The organism is Pseudomonas sp. EggHat1, from assembly GCF_014892995.1.
In the GTDB taxonomy this organism is placed as follows: domain Bacteria; phylum Pseudomonadota; class Gammaproteobacteria; order Pseudomonadales; family Pseudomonadaceae; genus Aquipseudomonas; species Aquipseudomonas chaetocerotis.
On sequence record NZ_JACKQK010000001.1, the window covers coordinates 663358 to 679596 of the forward strand.

At 65.0% G+C, this 16239-nt stretch carries 16 protein-coding genes; all 16 read left to right on the forward strand.

Annotated features, from left to right (window positions below; genetic code table 11):
* The first annotated feature begins 1 nt into the window (after position 1).
* The 16 genes from INS93_RS03010 (at position 2) to INS93_RS03085 (ending at position 16128) form a co-directional block, all read left to right on the forward strand.
* Positions 2–547, forward strand: coding sequence for a hypothetical protein (locus tag INS93_RS03010; RefSeq protein ID WP_192980249.1), 546 nt, complete (start codon positions 2–4; stop codon positions 545–547).
* Positions 544–2208, forward strand: a complete 1665-nt coding sequence (locus tag INS93_RS03015; RefSeq protein WP_192980250.1) for an acyl-CoA synthetase family protein — start codon at positions 544–546, stop codon at positions 2206–2208. Before INS93_RS03010 ends, INS93_RS03015 begins: the two co-directional genes overlap by 4 nt.
* Positions 2201–2947: a glycosyltransferase family 2 protein gene (locus INS93_RS03020; RefSeq protein ID WP_192980251.1), complete on the forward strand. Its 747-nt coding sequence runs from the start codon at positions 2201–2203 to the stop codon at positions 2945–2947. The genes INS93_RS03015 and INS93_RS03020 overlap by 8 nt, the downstream gene beginning before the upstream one ends.
* Positions 2944–3891 (forward strand): glycosyl transferase, encoded by a 948-nt coding sequence (locus INS93_RS03025; RefSeq protein WP_372241835.1) that lies wholly within the window; start codon positions 2944–2946, stop codon positions 3889–3891. Before INS93_RS03020 ends, INS93_RS03025 begins: the two co-directional genes overlap by 4 nt.
* The gene (locus tag INS93_RS03030) at positions 3872–5413 is read left to right on the forward strand and encodes an HAL/PAL/TAL family ammonia-lyase (RefSeq protein WP_192980253.1); all 1542 of its coding nucleotides are present in this window, start codon (positions 3872–3874) and stop codon (positions 5411–5413) included. The genes INS93_RS03025 and INS93_RS03030 overlap by 20 nt, the downstream gene beginning before the upstream one ends.
* A gap of 83 nt (positions 5414–5496) precedes the next feature.
* Positions 5497–5922: an acyl-CoA thioesterase gene (locus INS93_RS03035; protein WP_074913745.1), complete on the forward strand. Its 426-nt coding sequence runs from the start codon at positions 5497–5499 to the stop codon at positions 5920–5922.
* 122 nt (positions 5923–6044) lie between these two features.
* Entirely contained in the window at positions 6045–6587 is a 543-nt protein-coding gene (locus INS93_RS03040) for an outer membrane lipoprotein carrier protein LolA (protein ID WP_226945321.1), read from the forward strand.
* Positions 6571–8898, forward strand: coding sequence for an MMPL family transporter (locus tag INS93_RS03045; RefSeq protein WP_192980254.1), 2328 nt, complete (start codon positions 6571–6573; stop codon positions 8896–8898). The genes INS93_RS03040 and INS93_RS03045 overlap by 17 nt, the downstream gene beginning before the upstream one ends.
* Complete coding sequence (locus INS93_RS03050) at positions 8895–10043, forward strand: sodium:proton antiporter (RefSeq protein ID WP_192980255.1); 1149 nt, start codon at positions 8895–8897, stop codon at positions 10041–10043. The genes INS93_RS03045 and INS93_RS03050 overlap by 4 nt, the downstream gene beginning before the upstream one ends.
* Complete coding sequence (locus INS93_RS03055; protein ID WP_160019135.1) at positions 10030–11277, forward strand: NAD(P)/FAD-dependent oxidoreductase; 1248 nt, start codon at positions 10030–10032, stop codon at positions 11275–11277. Before INS93_RS03050 ends, INS93_RS03055 begins: the two co-directional genes overlap by 14 nt.
* A 12-nt stretch (positions 11278–11289) precedes the next feature.
* Positions 11290–12009, forward strand: coding sequence for a class I SAM-dependent methyltransferase (locus INS93_RS03060; protein WP_178094695.1), 720 nt, complete (start codon positions 11290–11292; stop codon positions 12007–12009).
* Positions 12009–12503, forward strand: coding sequence for a hypothetical protein (locus INS93_RS03065; RefSeq protein WP_160019134.1), 495 nt, complete (start codon positions 12009–12011; stop codon positions 12501–12503). Before INS93_RS03060 ends, INS93_RS03065 begins: the two co-directional genes overlap by 1 nt.
* On the forward strand, positions 12503–13705 hold the full coding sequence (locus INS93_RS03070) for a beta-ketoacyl-[acyl-carrier-protein] synthase family protein (RefSeq protein WP_192980256.1): 1203 nt from the start codon (positions 12503–12505) through the stop codon (positions 13703–13705). Before INS93_RS03065 ends, INS93_RS03070 begins: the two co-directional genes overlap by 1 nt.
* The gene (locus tag INS93_RS03075) at positions 13702–14166 is read left to right on the forward strand and encodes a hotdog family protein (protein ID WP_160019132.1); all 465 of its coding nucleotides are present in this window, start codon (positions 13702–13704) and stop codon (positions 14164–14166) included. Before INS93_RS03070 ends, INS93_RS03075 begins: the two co-directional genes overlap by 4 nt.
* Positions 14159–14902 carry a 3-oxoacyl-ACP reductase FabG gene (gene fabG / locus INS93_RS03080; RefSeq protein WP_160019131.1) on the forward strand — a complete coding sequence of 248 codons (744 nt, stop codon included), beginning with the start codon at positions 14159–14161 and terminating at the stop codon, positions 14900–14902. Before INS93_RS03075 ends, fabG begins: the two co-directional genes overlap by 8 nt.
* Entirely contained in the window at positions 14902–16128 is a 1227-nt protein-coding gene (locus tag INS93_RS03085) for a beta-ketoacyl-ACP synthase (protein WP_192980257.1), read from the forward strand. The genes fabG and INS93_RS03085 overlap by 1 nt, the downstream gene beginning before the upstream one ends.
* Positions 16129–16239: the final 111 nt, after the last annotated feature.

A 16239-nucleotide genomic window follows, 5' to 3' on the forward strand; every position in this document is an offset into this window, starting at 1 on the left:
CATGGCTCGCCTGTTTGGCCTGCTCTTGCTGATAGCCGGCGTGCTCTATCCGTTCGCAGTCTATTACGGCCTGGAGCATTGGTCGCCACGTGTGTTCGCCGCATTGCTGGGCGGACTCTGGCTTGCCCGCGCACTGACGGCACGACGCCGACCGGGCGGCCTGTGGCTGGCCGTGGCGGCGTTGGTGTTCTGCCTGCTGCTCGGAGTCGCGAACGAACCGGCGCTGCTGCGCTGGTACCCGGTACTGCTCAACCTGATGCTGCTGGCGCTGTTTGGCCTCAGCCTGAAATTCGGCCCGCCACTGGTGGAACGCATGGCGCGCCTGCGTGAACCGGAGCTGCCGGACGTCGCCGTGCGCTACACGCGCACCGTCACCAAGGTCTGGGCGCTGTTCTTCCTCGGCAACACGCTCCTGCTGATGGCGCTGGCGATGTGGGCGCCGCTTTCCTGGTGGACGCTCTACACCGGATTCATCTCTTACGGCCTGATTGGCCTGTTGTTCGCTGGCGAATGGTTGATCCGCCAGCAGGTAAGGAAATACGAATGACCTGGCTGCCCATCACCGATCTGTTGCTGAAGGCTCAGCCCGAGCGTCAGGTTGCTCTGGAGCCCGCGCTGCATCATCCAGAGCTGCGTGAGCGCGCCTTGCGCCTGGCCGCAGCCCTGCAGGCGCGCGGTGTACAACGCGTGGCGCTGTATCTGGAAGATGCTGCCGAGCTGGCCATCGCTCTGCTCGGCGCCTGGCGCATCGGGGTGCAGGTACTGCTGCCCGCCGATGCCCAGACGCAAACCCGGCAGCGCCTGTCGGCCCAGATCGACCTATGGCTGGACGACCTGAGCGAGCTGGATGCCGAGCCACTGCCTGGTGCACGCCTGCTGCCCGAGCATTGCCGCCTGACCCTGTGCACCTCGGGCTCCAGTGGCGAACCCAAGCTGATCGACAAGAGCCTTGCGCAGCTGGCCAACGAGGTCGAAGCATTGGAGCGGTTGTGGGGCCAGAACCTCGGCCAGGCCAGCATCCTCGGCAGTGTCGCCTGCCAGCATATCTATGGCCTGCTGTTTCGCCTGCTGTGGCCACTGTGCGCAGGCCGCCCCCTGTACCGCCGCGCCGTGCCCTTCCCCGAGGATCTGCAGCGCATCAGCCTGGATCAGGGCGACTTTGCCTGGATAGCCAGCCCGGCCTTGCTCAAGCGCATGGGCGACAACCTCGACTGGTCGGCGCTGAGCCGCGTGAAACAGGTATTTTCCTCCGGCGGCGCGCTGCCCGGCGAAGCGGCCGAATCCCTGCACGAACGCCTGGGCCAGTGGCCGACGGAAATCTACGGCAGCTCGGAAACCGGCGGCATTGGCTGGCGTCAGGGCGATACGGCCTGGCAGCCGTTCCCAGGCGTCGAGCTGAGCCTCGATGAAACCGGCGCCCTGCGCATCGCTTCGCCGTACTTGCCAGCTGGGCATATCGAACAGAGCGCAGATGCCGCCGAGATCGGCACTGACGGCCGTTTCGTCCTGCGTGGGCGCCTCGACCGCATCGTCAAGCTGGAAGAGAAGCGCATCTCCCTGCCCATGCTCGAGCAGGCGCTGGTGAGTCATGACTGGGTGACCGATGCCCGCCTTGGCGTGATTCAGGAAGGTCGAGCCTTCCTCGGTGCCGTGCTGGCCCTGAGCACGAACGGCGTGCATGCCCTGCGCAACCAGGGGCGTCGCACCGTCACCGAAACCCTGCGCCGGCACCTGGCCGAACATTGCGAGGCCATCGCCCTGCCGCGCCGCTGGCGCCTGCTCCTGGAGTTGCCCTACAGCAGCCAGGGCAAGCTGGCGCAGAGCCAGATCGACGCCCTGCTGGCCGCGCCACGCCCAACGCGGGTGGAGCCTGTCAGCGCCGAACAGCGCGACGGCGAATGGCTGCTGCAATTGCAGGTACCGCCGGACCTCGCCCACTTCACCGGCCATTTCCCGCAAACGCCGGTACTGCCGGGCGTGGTACAGGTCGACTGGGCCCAACAACTGGCCCGCCAGTTGATCGCACATCTGCCACCGCGCTTCGCCGGCATGGAAGTGCTGAAATTCCAGCAACTGGTGCGCCCCGGCGACACCCTGCAGTTGTCCCTGCGTTTCGATGCCGAACGCGGCAAGCTGTATTTCGCTTATCGCAATGGCGAGGCTGCCTGTTCTTCCGGGCGCATTCTGCTGGAGCAGGCCCATGGCTGAGCCAGGCTTCAATCCCTGCGCGGTGATCCCGGTGTACGACCACGAGCGGCCATTGCCCGGTGTGGTCGGGCAACTGCGCAGCGCCGGCTTGCCGTGCCTGCTGGTGGACGACGGCTCGAACGCAACCTGCGCTGCGGTAATCGACGAACTGGCGCAGCAGCCGAACATTCACCTGCTACGCCTGCCGAGCAACCAGGGCAAGGGCGGTGCAGTGATGGCCGGCCTGCGCGAAGCAGCGCGCCTCGGCTACAGCCATGCCCTGCAGGTAGACGCTGATGGTCAGCACGACCTGAGCACCCTGGATCAGTTCATCGCCGCCGCTCGCGCTCATCCGCAAACCCTGGTCTGTGGCTATCCGCAATACGATGCGAGCGTGCCCAGGTCGCGCCTTTACGCCCGCTACCTGACCCACGTCTGGGTCTGGATCAACTGCCTGTCATTGCAGATTCGCGACTCCATGTGCGGCTTTCGCATCTACCCGCTACCGGCGACTCTGGCCCTGCTCGATACGGTGCAACTCGGTCGGCGCATGGATTTCGACACCGAGATACTGGTGCGCATGGCCTGGCGTGAACAGCCGATGCACTGGCTGCCGACCCGCGTGCACTACCCGGCCGATGGCCTTTCGCATTTTCGCCTGTGGCACGACAACCTGCTGATCTCGGGCATGCATGCCCGGTTGTTCTTCGGCATGCTGCTGCGCGCGCCGAGGATTCTATGGCGCAGGCTGGTCGCATGAACGCTGCCGAGCACAACGATCACTGGGCCCGGCAGAAGGAGCGCGGCAGTTTTCTGCTGATGCGCTTTACCGTCGTAGCGGCGCGCCTGCTTGGCCGTCGCCCCCTGGTGCCACTGCTGTACCTGATCGTCCTGTATTTCTACATCTTCGGCCGCAGCGCGCGGACCAGCATCCATCAGTACCAGAACAACCTGGCGAGCTGGGGCGCACGTCCCGATCTGCGCCCGAGCCGCCGTTCGGTACTGCGTCAGTTCCTGGCATTCGCCGATAGTCTGCTGGACAAGCTCGATGTGTGGAACGGCCGCCTGCCTTTGCAGGAACTACAACTGGTCGACCCCGGCAACCTGCGCGACACGCTGCACGACGGCGGCCGTGGACGGCTGCTGGTAGGCGCTCACCTGGGCAACCTGGAAGTCTGTCGGGCACTGGCCGAACTCGGCGAGCGGGTACGCATGAACGTACTGGTGCACACCAAGCACGCCGAGCGCTTCAACCGCCTGCTGGGCGAATCCGGCGCCAGCCACCTGCGCCTGATTCAGGTCAGCGAACTGGACCCGGCGATCATGCTGCAATTGGCCGAGCGCCTGGAACGCGGCGAGTGGCTGGCTATCGCTGGAGACCGCGTGCCGCTGCATGGCGGACGCAATGTCACGGTCGATTTTCTTGGCCAACCCGCAGCATTCCCTCAAGGTCCCTGGCTGCTGGCCGGCCTGTTGCAATGCCCGGTCGGGCTGATGCACTGCCTGAAGATCGACGGGCGCTATCAGGTGCGCCTGGAGCACTTTGCCGATGTGGTGAGCTGGAAGCGCAGCGAGCGCGACCAGGTGGTTCACGGCTGGGCACAACGTTACGCGCAGCGCCTGGGCGAACACTGCCTGGACGCACCGCTGCAATGGTTCAACTTCTACCCTTTCTGGAAGCGAGATGACGACATACCAGCCTGAGCCGGTGATCTTCGGCGAGCGCGCCTTGACCATCGAGAACATCGTAGCCCTGTCGCAGCGCCAGGCCCGCGCCCAGCTGCAGGATAATGCCGCCTACCGGGAAAAGATCGCCAAGGGCGCACGCTTCCTCGACACCCTGCTGGACAAGGAAGGCGTGATCTACGGCGTGACCACCGGCTACGGCGACTCCTGCGTGGTAGCGGTGCCGCTGCATCAGGTCGAGGCGCTGCCCAAGCACCTGTTTACCTTCCACGGTTGCGGCCTGGGCAAACTGCTCGACGCGCCGAGCAGCCGCGCCGTTCTGGCTGCCCGACTGCAGTCGCTGTGCCACGGCGTTTCCGGCGTGCGCGTGGAACTGCTGGAGCGCATCCAGGCCTTCATCGATCACGACGTGCTGCCCCTGATCCCGGAAGAAGGTTCGGTGGGCGCCAGCGGCGATCTCACTCCGCTGTCCTACGTCGCCGCCACCCTCAGCGGTGAGCGCGACGTGCTGTACAAGGGCGAGCGTCGCAGCGCCGCCGAGGTACATGAAGAACTCGGCTGGACGCCGCTGACCCTGCGCCCGAAAGAAGCCCTGGCACTGATGAACGGCACCGCCGTGATGACCGCCCTGGCCTGCCTGGCCTATGCCCGCGCCGACTACCTGCTGAAGCTGGCGACGCGCATCACCGCGCTCAACGTGATCGCCCTGGAGGGCAACCCGGAGCACTTCGACGAGCGCCTGTTCGCCGCCAAGCCGCACCCGGGCCAGACCCAGGTCGCCGCCTGGATTCGTCAGGATCTGGCCGTCGAGGCGCCGCTGCCACCACTGCATCGCCTGCAGGATCGCTACTCGATCCGTTGTGCGCCGCACGTACTTGGCGTACTGGCCGACAGCCTGGGCCTGCTGCGTCAGTTCATCGAGATCGAACTCAACAGCGCCAACGACAACCCGTTGTTCGACGCCGAGACCGAGCGCACCCTGCACGGCGGCCACTTCTATGGCGGGCATATTGCCTTCGCCATGGACAGCCTGAAGAACCTGGTCGGCAACGTCGCCGACCTGCTCGACCGTCAGCTCGCCCTGCTGGTGGACACTCGCTACAACCACGGCCTGCCGAGCAACCTGTCCGGCGCGCCGGCCGAAACGGCGATGATCAACCACGGTTTCAAGGCCGTGCAGATCGGCGCCAGCGCCTGGACCGCCGAAGCGCTGAAGAACACCATGCCAGCCAGCGTGTTCTCGCGCTCCACCGAATGCCATAACCAGGACAAGGTGAGCATGGGCACCATCGCCGCGCGCGATGCCCTGCGCAGCCTGGAACTGACCGAGCAGGTCGCTGCCGCCACGCTGCTCGCCGCCAACCAGGGCGTTTGGCTGCGCGAGCGCGCCGGCAAGCAGGACATCCCCGCGCCACTGGCTGCCATGCGCGAGCAACTGGCCAGCGACTTCCCGCCGGTGATCGAAGACCGCGCCCTGGAAGGCGAACTGCGCCTGTGCCTGGAACGCATCCGCACCCAGCACTGGAGGCTGTATGCCTGAGCCTGTTCTGGTGCGCATGACGCACCCGATGCCCCACTACCAAGTAGGGTGCGCCATGCGCACCATCGGCTCAGGAGCAATCCATGCGTAAGTCAGGCGTCTTGCAGGCGGAAATCGAACTGCAGGTGCAGTTCTACGATGTCGACATGATGGAAATCGTCTGGCATGGCCATTACGTCAAATACTTCGAGCAGGCGCGCTGCGCCCTGCTCGACAAGCTCGACCACAACTACCGGCAGATGCGCGACTCCGGCTACGCCTGGCCGGTGATCGATCTGCAAGTGCGCTACGTGCGCGGCGCGCAATTCGGCCAGCGCATCATCGTGCGCGCCGATCTGGTGGAGTGGGAAAGCCGCCTGAAGATCAATTACCTGATCAGCGATGCCGAGACGGGCGAGCGCATGACCCGCGGCAGCACCGTGCAGGTCGCCGTGGAAATCGCCACGCGGGAAATGCAGTTCGCCTCGCCACAGGTCTTCATCGATGCCGTGCAGAGGGCCATCGCGTGAACCGCCTGCTCAGCGCCGCCCTGGCTGGCGTAGCCCGGATGCAATCCGGGAAAAACCTCATTGCCAGGTGCATCTTCCGGATTATCTCCGGGCTCCTGCTGGCGGGCCTTGCCCAGCAGGCCATGGCCTTCGACCTCGACCAGCTCAGCGCACAACTCGGCGAGCCCGAGGTAGTGCGCGGCAGTTTCATCCAGGAAAAACACCTGCGCGCCCTGCCGCAACCGCTGACCAGCCGTGGCCACTTCGTCCTGGCCAAGGATCACGGCCTGCTCTGGCTGCTCGAACGCCCGCTGCAGCAGGATTATCGTATCGACACCCAAGGCATCGCCCGACGCAGTGAGCAGGGCTGGCAGTTCGTCGCCCAGCAAAGCGCCACCGCTCAGCAGAATCGCCTGTTCCTCGCCGTGCTCAAGGGCGACAGCAGCGGCCTGCGTCAGGATTTCGAGCTCAGCCTGAGCGGCACAGCCGAGGCCTGGCAGCTCGATCTGACGCCTCGCAGCGTTCTGCTCAAGCAGGTCTTCAAGGCCATCGTCATCAATGGCGGTGAGCTGGTACAGCGCATCGAGCTGCAGGAAACCCAGGGCGACAGCACCGTGCTGCGCCTTGAGGACAGTCAGGCCGATCAGTCCCTGAGCGATGCGGAGCGACATGACTTCCAGAGTTGAATACTGGGGTTCACGGCTGTTCCCGCTCGCCCTGCTTCTGCTCATTATCGTTGCAGCCTGGCAGTGGCGCGGCGGCGCGCCCATCACGGCCAACCTGCTGGAGCTGGTACCCAACGGCAAGCCGGACGCGCTCGAGCAGCAGGCCGTGCAGCGCATGCAGGAGCCGCTCAACCGCGAGCTGCTGGTGCTGATCAGCCACCCGCAGCGCGAACAAGCCCTGGCGCTTGCAGCCGCACTGGGCACGCGCTGGCAGCAGCAGGCGCTGTTCGAGAAGGTGCAGTGGGAGCCGCAAGCCGACCTGTCTGGCATACGTCAGCAATTGCAGGATCAGCGCCTGGCGCTGTTGCCGGCTGCCGACCGCCAATTGCTGATCGACAACCCGGCCGCCTTCGTCGAACGACGTGTTCAGGATCTGTTCGACCCCTTCCGCAGCCAGGGCGTGGTTGCCACCAACGATGACCTGCTCGGCCTCAGCACCCTGGTGGAGAAAGGCCTTCCCCACCACCACAATGTCCAGGTCGATCTCAGCGGCGCGCTGATCGCCGAAAGCGAGGGAATCACCTGGGCCCTGCTACGCGCCCGCACCAATGCCGACGCCTTCGACGGCAACCTGGCGCTGGCGGTGGACGATCTGGTCATTCAGGCCCGCGACGAGGTGCAGGCACGCGGCGGCCAATTGCTCGCCAGCAGCGGGTTGCTGTACTCCGCCCACGGCCAGCGCGAGGCCACACGCGAAATCAGCCTGATGGGCAGCATCGCCAGTGCCGGCGTCCTGTTGATGCTGCTGCTGGTGTTTCGCCGGGTACGCGTGTTGCTCGCCTTCATCCCCGCTGCCATTGGCGTATTCGCCGGGCTCACGGCTTGCGTCGCGGTGTTCGGCCACATCCACGTGATGACCCTGGTGCTGGGCGCCAGCCTGATCGGCGTGGCCATCGACTACCCCCTGCACCTGCTGTCGAAGAGCTGGACGCTGCAACCCTGGGATAGCTGGCGTGCCTTGCGCGCCACGCTGCTCGGTCTGAGTCTCGGTCTGCTGACCAACGTCATCGGCTATCTGGCCCTGGCCTTCACGCCGTTCCCGGCACTCAAGCAGGTAGCGATCTTTTCCGCAGCCGGCCTGCTCGGCGCCTACCTGAGCACCCTGTTCCTGCTGCCAACGCTGCTCGGCAAAGCCGAGATCCGCCCCTGGCAGCCGCCGCATGTCCTGGCACAGCGTCTGCTCGACTGGCGCGAAGCCTTGCTGCGTAAACTGCCCACACCCTGGCTGCTGTTGATCTTCGCCCTGTTCTGCGCTGGTGGCCTGCTGCAGCTCTCGCACAAGGACGACCTGCGCCAGTGGGCCAGCGTGCCGCCGCAATTGCTGGAGCAATCGAAAACCATCAGCCAGATCGTCGGCATGCAACCGACCAGTCAGTTCTTTCTGGTGCGCGGCGACGATGAAGAGCAATTGCTGCAACGCCAGCAGTCGTTGAGCCAGCGCCTGGACAGGCTGGTCGAGCAGGGTCAGTTGAAGGGCTATCTGGCGTTGAGCCAACTGATCGCGCCGGCCACACAGCAGGAAAAACTGCGTCAGGCCGTGGCACAACTCCCTAGCCACAGCACCGCACTCAGCGAACTGGGCATCCCCGCCGCAGCCATCGAACAGGAAGCACAACAGCTGCAAGCCCTGCCGACGCTGAGTATCGAGCAGGTGCTCGCCGCGCCGCTGAGTGAGCCCTGGCGACCACTCTGGCTGGGCAACGCCGATGACGGCCGGGTCGCCGGGCTGATCAGCCTGCAAGGATTGACCGACAGCGACCTGCTCGACGCCCAGGCCGAAGGACTCGACGGGGTAAAACTGGTCGACCGTCTCGGCGAGCTCAATCGCCTGTTCGCCGCCACGCAAGTCAGCGCCGCCGAACTGAAGCTGGCCTCCTGCCTGCTGATCTTCGCCGTACTCTGCATCTTCTTCGGCGCACGCGGCGCCGCTCGCGTACTGGCGGTTTCTCTATTGGCCGCGCTGGCCAGCCTGGCCAGTCTCGGCTGGCTTGGCCAGCCCTTGACCCTGTTCAGCCTGTTCGGCCTGCTGCTGGTCACCGCCATCGGCGTGGACTACGCCATCCTCATTCGCGAGCGGGTCGGCGGTGCGGCCACCAGCCTGCTCGGCACACTGCTGTCGGCGCTGACCACCTGGTTGTCGTTCGGCCTGCTGGCCGTTTCCAGTACACCTGCGGTGAGTAACTTCGGCCTGGCCATCAGCATCGGCCTGGCCTTCAGCTTCCTCCTCGCCCCCTGGGCGGGTGACGCGCAGACAAAGGAAAAGCAGCCATGACGGTCGCCCTGTTTTGGTTGCTGGCCCTGGCCATCTATGCACTGGTCGCGGTCGGCGGCGGGCGCCGCTTGATTCCCATCGTCGGCCAGTTGCTGGTAGCGGCGCTGGTCATTCCTGCGCTGCTGTTGCTGTGGGCCGAGCCGCACTGGCAGTTGAGCGCCAACGAGCTGCTGGCGCCCGACTGGCTGAGTGTTGCCTATGGCCTGTGTTTCGCGCTGCTGCTCGGCTACATCCTCAGCGACGTGATCGACCTCGATCTAAGCCCGGCCTGCGTGAAGATCGCCCTGCCGAGTTTTCTCGTGCCCATGCTGGCAGGCCTGGTCTGTTCGCTCTGGCTACTGCCCGGCGAGCGCGGCTGGCTGAGCGCCGTGGGCATTGGCCTGCTGTTCTCCATCACCGCCATCCCGGTGCTCTATCTGTTTCTGCAGAGCGTCGGTTACCCGGCCGCCGACACCAAGCGTCTGCTGCATGCGGCAATCCTGATGGACTTCATGTGCTGGAGCCTGTTCGGCCTGGCCCAGGGCAGTAGCCAACCGGCGACGCTGCTCTGGCCGCTATTGGCGGCATTGCTGCCGCTGCTCGCGCGCGCGTTCAAGTGGCGCCACCCGTCGTGCTACAGCCTGCCGTTCTTCGCCCTGATGCTGCTGTTTCAGCAGCTTGGACTGAATGCGCTGGTGTTCGGCATCGCCTACATGCTGTGTCTGGCCTATCTGAAGCAACCCTTCGTCCTGCCGTTGTCGCAGCGCCACTGGAAGCTGCTGATGAATGGTATCGCGGTCCCGCTGATTCTCACTTATGGCGTGCTGCGTGTGGATTTCCATGGCCTGGATCAACACATGTCCTGGCTGGTGATAGGTACCCTGCTGGCACTGCCGGTCATCAGTAAGGTGCTTGGCAGTTGGCTGGGCCTGCATTGGGCAGACCCGGCTGCGTCGGCGCGGATCAAGTGGCGTGAAAGCCTGCTGCTGAACATCCGTGGCCTGACCGAAATCGTGTTCCTAAACCTGCTCCTGCAGCTCCAGCTGATTGATTCAACGGTGTACTTCGGCCTGCTGCTGATGAGTCTGTTCTCTACTCTGTTGCCTGCCCTGCTGGGCCGGCACACCGTCAATCATGAAGCGAAAGCCCGCTATGAAATCTCCTGAACTCGAACAACGTCAGATCGTCGTCATCGGTGCCGGCCCCTCCGGCGCCATCGCCGCCGCTATTCTCAAGCGCCAGGGCCATGACGTACTGGTGCTGGAGCGCCAGCGCTTCCCGCGTTTTTCCATCGGCGAGAGCCTGCTGTCGCATTGCCTGGACTTCGTCGAAGAGGCCGGCATGCTCGAAGCGGTTCAGGCCGCCGGTTTCCAGACCAAGCACGGCGCCGCATTCGCCTGGGGCGAGCGCTATACCAGCTTCGATTTTCGCGACAAGTTCACCGAGGGCAAGGGCTCGACCTATCAGGTGATCCGCGCCGACTTCGACAAGCTGCTGGCCGACGAGGCCGAGCGTCAGGGCGTAGAAATCCGCTACGAAGAGGAAATCTTCGCTGCCGACTTCAGCGGCGACTGCCCGCGCCTGTCGGTACGTCGCCTGGCCGACGGCCATGAATACCAGGTCGAGTGCGCCTTCGTCCTCGACGGCAGCGGTTATGGCCGCGTACTGCCGCGCCTGCTCGATCTCGACACGCCGTCGGCCTTCCCGGTCCGCCGCGCGGTGTTCACCCACATCGAGGACAACATCGATCCAGCCTCGGGTTTCAACCGCGAGATGATCCTTATCACCACTCACCCGACCCTGCGTGACGTGTGGTTCTGGACCATTCCATTCAGCAACGGCCGCTGCTCGCTGGGCGTGGTCGCCGCGGCCGAGCACTACCAGAACTCCCCGAAAGATCTCGATGCCTGCCTCAAGCAGTTCGTCGCCGAAACCCCATCGCTGAGCAAGGTGCTGGGCAATGCGGTGTGGGATACCCCGGCGCGCGAGATCAACGGTTACTCGGCCAACGTCAAGAGCCTGCACGGCCCGGGCTTCGCGCTGCTGGGCAACGCCGCCGAGTTCCTCGATCCGGTGTTCAGCTCGGGCGTGACCATCGCCATGCGCTCGGCGAGCATGGCCGCCGGGCTGCTGCATCGGCAATTGAACGGCGAAGCGGTGGACTGGGAAAACGAGTTCGCCATCCCGCTCAAACGCGGCGTCGATACCTTCCGCGTTTACGTCGAGGGCTGGTACGAGGGCTCCTTCCAGGACGTGATCTATTACGAGAACGCCTCCCCGGAAATTCGCCGCATGATCAGTTCGATCCTTGCCGGCTACGCCTGGGACGGTAAAAATCCCTATGTTTCTGAACCACGCCGGCGCCTGCGAGTACTCGCAGAGCTTTGCTCCCCAAACTGACAAGGATCGTCGATGAACGCCCTGCGCCCCGTCTCGCCCACCTACGTCGAAGAAACCCGCTTCGGCTTCTGGTTCCTGCAGAGCCATGTGTGGCAACACCATGTGTTGCGGGTCGCGATCAACGACCTGGTGCGCCTGACCGGCAGCCCGCTGCCGCAAGCACCCGTGCTGCTCGATGCCGGCTGCGGTCAGGGCCGTTCCTTCGGCCTGCTCAACGCCGCCTTCGCACCGACACGGATGATCGGTCTCGACGCCGACCCGCACAGCCTCGAGTGCTCGCGTCGCGAGGCCGAGCGCCTGGGCCTGGAGGTCGAACTGATCGCCAGCGACTGCGCCTCCATCGACCTGCCCGACGCCAGCGTCGACCTGCTGTTCTGCCATCAGACCCTGCACCACCTGGTGGAGCAGGAACAGGCGCTCGCCGAATTCTGGCGCGTGCTCAAGCCCGGTGGCCGGCTGCTGCTGGCCGAGTCGACCAAGTTCTACATCGACACCTGGGTGATCCGCTGGCTGTTCCGCCATCCGATGCACGTGCAACGTAGCGCCGAGCAGTACCTGGACATGCTGCGTGCACAGGGCTTCCAATTCGACGATACCCGCGTTTCCTACCCCTACCTGTGGTGGAGCCGGGCCAAGGACTTCGGCCTGCTGGAACGTTGGGGCCTGATGCGGCCCAAGCCGGTCGGCCAACGCGACGAAACGCTGCTCAACGTGGTGGCGCGCAAACCGTGATGCCACGCATACTCCTGCTCGTCGCCAGCCTGCTGCTGGGCGCCTGCACCGCACGCACACCCGTGCCGCAAGTGGCCCCGGCACTAGTCGCGCCCTTGCCGCTCACCTTGCAGATCCGGCGTGAACAGGCGGACGCGCTCCAAGACTGGTTGCTGGTGATCCAGCAGGAAGGTTCGCTCCTGCGCTGGTCGCTGCTGGATCCGCTCGGTATTCCCCTGGCCCGCCAGTTGCTGGATGCCGGGAAGTGGCACAACGACGGCTTGCTGCCACCCAATAGCGAAGCGCGCGAGCTGTTCGCCACGCTGCTGTTCGCCCTGGCTCGCGCCGACGCACTGCATGCTTACCCGCCCGGCAGTTGGCAGCAGGTGAATGATGAGCAGCGCCGACTCGAGCCGGACTGGGTCATCGATTACCACGGCCCACTGGATTTCACCCTTGGCAAGACCGGTTTGAACTACCGGATACGCGTACTGAACCTGGAAGAAAGCGACTGATGCACCGTTCCCCCACCCCCGGCTACCTCAATGCACTCGGCCTGCTCTGCGCCCTCGGCGAAGGCAAGCAGGCCGTGGCCGATGCGCTGTTTGCCGGCGACGCCTCGGGCATGCGTGCCGAAGCGGGCTGGGTCAGCGACCGCAGCCTGACGGTAGGCGCCGTGCATGTCGATCTGCCCGACATGCCTGCAGGTTTCGAGGCATTCCACAGCCGCAACAACCAGTTGCTGCTGGCCGCTGCGCAGCAGATCGAGCCCGAGCTGCGCGCAGCCATCACCCGCTTTGGCGCGCAGCGCGTCGGCCTGGTACTGGGCACCAGCACCTCGGGCATCCGTGAAGCGGGTGAGCATATCGCGCGTCACTTCAACGAAGGCGTGCTGCCCGCCGAATACGACTACGCCCAACAGGAAATGGCTGCACCGGCCAACTTCCTCGCCGACTGGCTGGGCCTGACGGGCCCGGTGTACTGCCAGTCCACGGCCTGTACCTCCAGCGCCCGTGCCATGCTCAGCGCTCATCGCCTGCTCAGCCAGGGTCTGTGCGATGCGGTGATCTGCGGTGGCGTCGACAGCCTGTGCCGCCTTACCCTGAATGGCTTCTCATCGCTGGAAGCCGTCTGCGCCGAACCCTGCAATCCGTTCTCGGTGAACCGCCACGGCATCAATATCGGTGAGGCGGCGGCGTTGTTCCTGATGACCCGCGAGCATAGTCCCATCGCCTTCTTCGGCGGAGGCGCCACCTCGGACGCCCACCATATCTCCGCACCGCACCCGGAAGGTCTCGGCGCCCGAGCAGCCATGGAGAAGGCGCTGATCCAGGCCGGCGTCGGCGCCAGCGAAATCGACTATCTCAACCTGCACGGCACCGCTACCCGACATAACGACGTGATGGAGAGCAAGGCCGTGCACGCGCTGTTCCCCGACGGCCTGCCCTGCTCTTCGAGCAAACCCATGACCGGCCACACCCTGGGCGCTGCCGGCGCGCTGGAGGCGGCCTTCTGCTGGCTCACCCTGAGCGAATACAACCGCGACGGTCTGCTTCCGCCGCACCTCTGGGATGGCCAGCACGACCCCGAACTGGCGCCCCTCGAGCTCGTCCAGCCTGGCGCACGCCTGGCCCGCGACAAGGGTCGCTACCTGATGAGCAACTCCTTCGCCTTCGGCGGCAACAATGTCGCGCTGATCCTGGGAGATGCGTCATGAGCCTGTGGCCAGTCGCCGAACTGGTACCCCATGCGGGCAACATGGTGCTGCTCGATGAAGTACTGAGCTGCGATAGCGAAGCGATCGAGGTACGCCTCACAGTGCGCCCCGGCGGCCTGCTCAGCGATGCTGACGGCAGCCTGCCGGCCTGGACCGGCATCGAGCTGATGGCACAGGCCATTGCCGCCTTTGCCGGTATCCAGGCCAAGCGAGCTGGTTTGCCGGTGGAGCTGGGCTTTCTCCTCGGCACCCGCAAGTACACCTGCAACGTCGAGAGCTTTCCGGCCGGAAGCGAATTGCGCATCCGCGCCCTGTGCTCGCTACAGGACGACAATGGCATGGGTGTGTTCGAATGCCACCTGCAAGGCCCCGGCATCCAGGCCGAAGCCCGCCTCAACGTGTTCCGCCCGCCGCAACCGGCGGTCTATCTACAAGAACAGCAAGAACAATCCCATGACTGAAAGCACTTCTGCCGCCACCGTTCTGGTCACCGGTTCCAGCCGTGGTATCGGCCGCGCCATTGCATTGCGCCTGGCGCGCTCGGGCCATGACATCGTCCTGCACTGCCGCTCGCGCCGCGATGAGGCCGAAGCCGTGCAGGCGCAGATCGCCGAACTGGGTCGCCAGGCGCGCATCCTGCAATTCGACGTGTCCGACCGCGCAGCCTGCCGCGAGGCGCTGGAGGCCGATGTCGAGCAACACGGCGCCTACTACGGCGTGGTGTGCAACGCCGGCCTGACCCGCGATGGCGCCTTTCCGGCGCTGTCCGAGGACGACTGGGATCAGGTCATGCGTACCAACCTGGACGGTTTCTTCAACGTGCTGCACCCGCTGACCATGCCGATGATTCGTCGCCGCGCGCCAGGCCGCATCGTCTGCATCACCTCGGTATCGGGTCTGGTCGGCAACCGCGGTCAGGTCAACTACAGCGCGTCCAAGGCCGGCGTGATCGGCGCCGCCAAGGCCCTGGCGATCGAGCTGGCCAAGCGCAAGATCACCGTCAACTGCGTAGCGCCCGGCCTGATCGATACCGAGATCCTCGACGAGCTGGTACCGGTGGACGAGATTCTCAAGATGATCCCGGCCGCCCGTATGGGCACCCCCGAAGAGGTGGCCGGTGCGGTGAACTTTCTGATGTCCGACGAGGCGGCGTACATTACGCGCCAGGTTCTCGCGGTGAATGGTGGTTTGTGTTGATGAAACGTGTAGTCGTCACCGGCATGGCCGGTATCACCTCGCTGGGCAGCGACTGGCCAACCATCTCGGCCGCGTTCAAGGCCGGCAAGAGTGGTATCCGCCGCATGGACGAATGGGACCGCTTCACCGAGCTGAACACCCGCCTGGGTGGGCCGGTGGACGATTTCGTCCAGCCCAAGCACTGGAACCGCAAGCAGACGCGCAGCATGGGCCGGGTGTCCAAGCTGGCCGTGTACGCCGCCGAACGCGCCCTGGAGCACGCCGGGCTGCTCGGCGACCCATGCATCGCCGACGGGCGCATGGGCGTGGCCTGTGGTTCGTCCACCGGCAGCACCGAGGAGGTCAAGGCCTTCGGCAACATGCTGCTGAACTCGGTGGCGGACGGCCTCAACGCCAATTCCTATATCCGCATGATGCCGCACACCACGGCGGCCAATATCAGCATCTTCTTCGGTCTCAAGGGCCGCCTGATCCCCACGTCCAGCGCCTGCACCAGTGGTAGCCAGGGCATCGGCTATGCCTATGAGGCGATCAAGTTCGGACGCCTGAAGATGATGGTCGCCGGCGGCGCCGAAGAGCTGTGCCCCACCGAAGCCATGGTCTTCGACGCGCTCTACGCCACCAGCCTGAAAAACGACGCGCCGCACACCAGCCCGCGCCCCTACGACAGCGGCCGTGACGGTCTGGTAATCGGTGAAGGCGCCGGCATCCTGGTGCTCGAAGAGCTGGAGCATGCCCTCGCTCGTGGCGCCACCATCCATGCCGAGATCGTCGGTTTCGGCTGCAACTCGGACGGCCAGCACGCCACCAAGCCGGTGCAGGAGACCATGCGCGGCGCCATGCAGCTGGCGCTCGATGACGCCGGCCTGGAACCTTCCGCCATCGGTTACGTCAACGGTCATGGTACTGCCACCGAGCAGGGCGATGTCGCCGAGACCCTGGCCACCAGCAGCCTGTTCGGCGCGCGGATGCCGATCAGCTCGCAGAAGAGCTACCTCGGCCATACCTTGGGCGCCTGCGGCGCGCTGGAGTCCTGGTTCAGCATCGAAATGATGAACTCGGACAGCTACGTCTACACCCTGAACCTGGACGAGATCGACCCGGCCTGCGGTGAGCTGGACTATCTGCGCGGCGAGTTCCGCCAGATGAGCCATGAGTACGTGATGAACAACAACTTCGCCTTTGGTGGCGTCAACACCTCGCTGATCTTCAAGCGCTGGCACTGACCTTCAACTGACAAGGAACAAGGATGATGTCTCATTTCACTCGATCTGCTCTGATCGTTGCGCTGCTGCTGGGCGTCGCAGCCTGTACGTCAAAACCGGTGATGAACATTG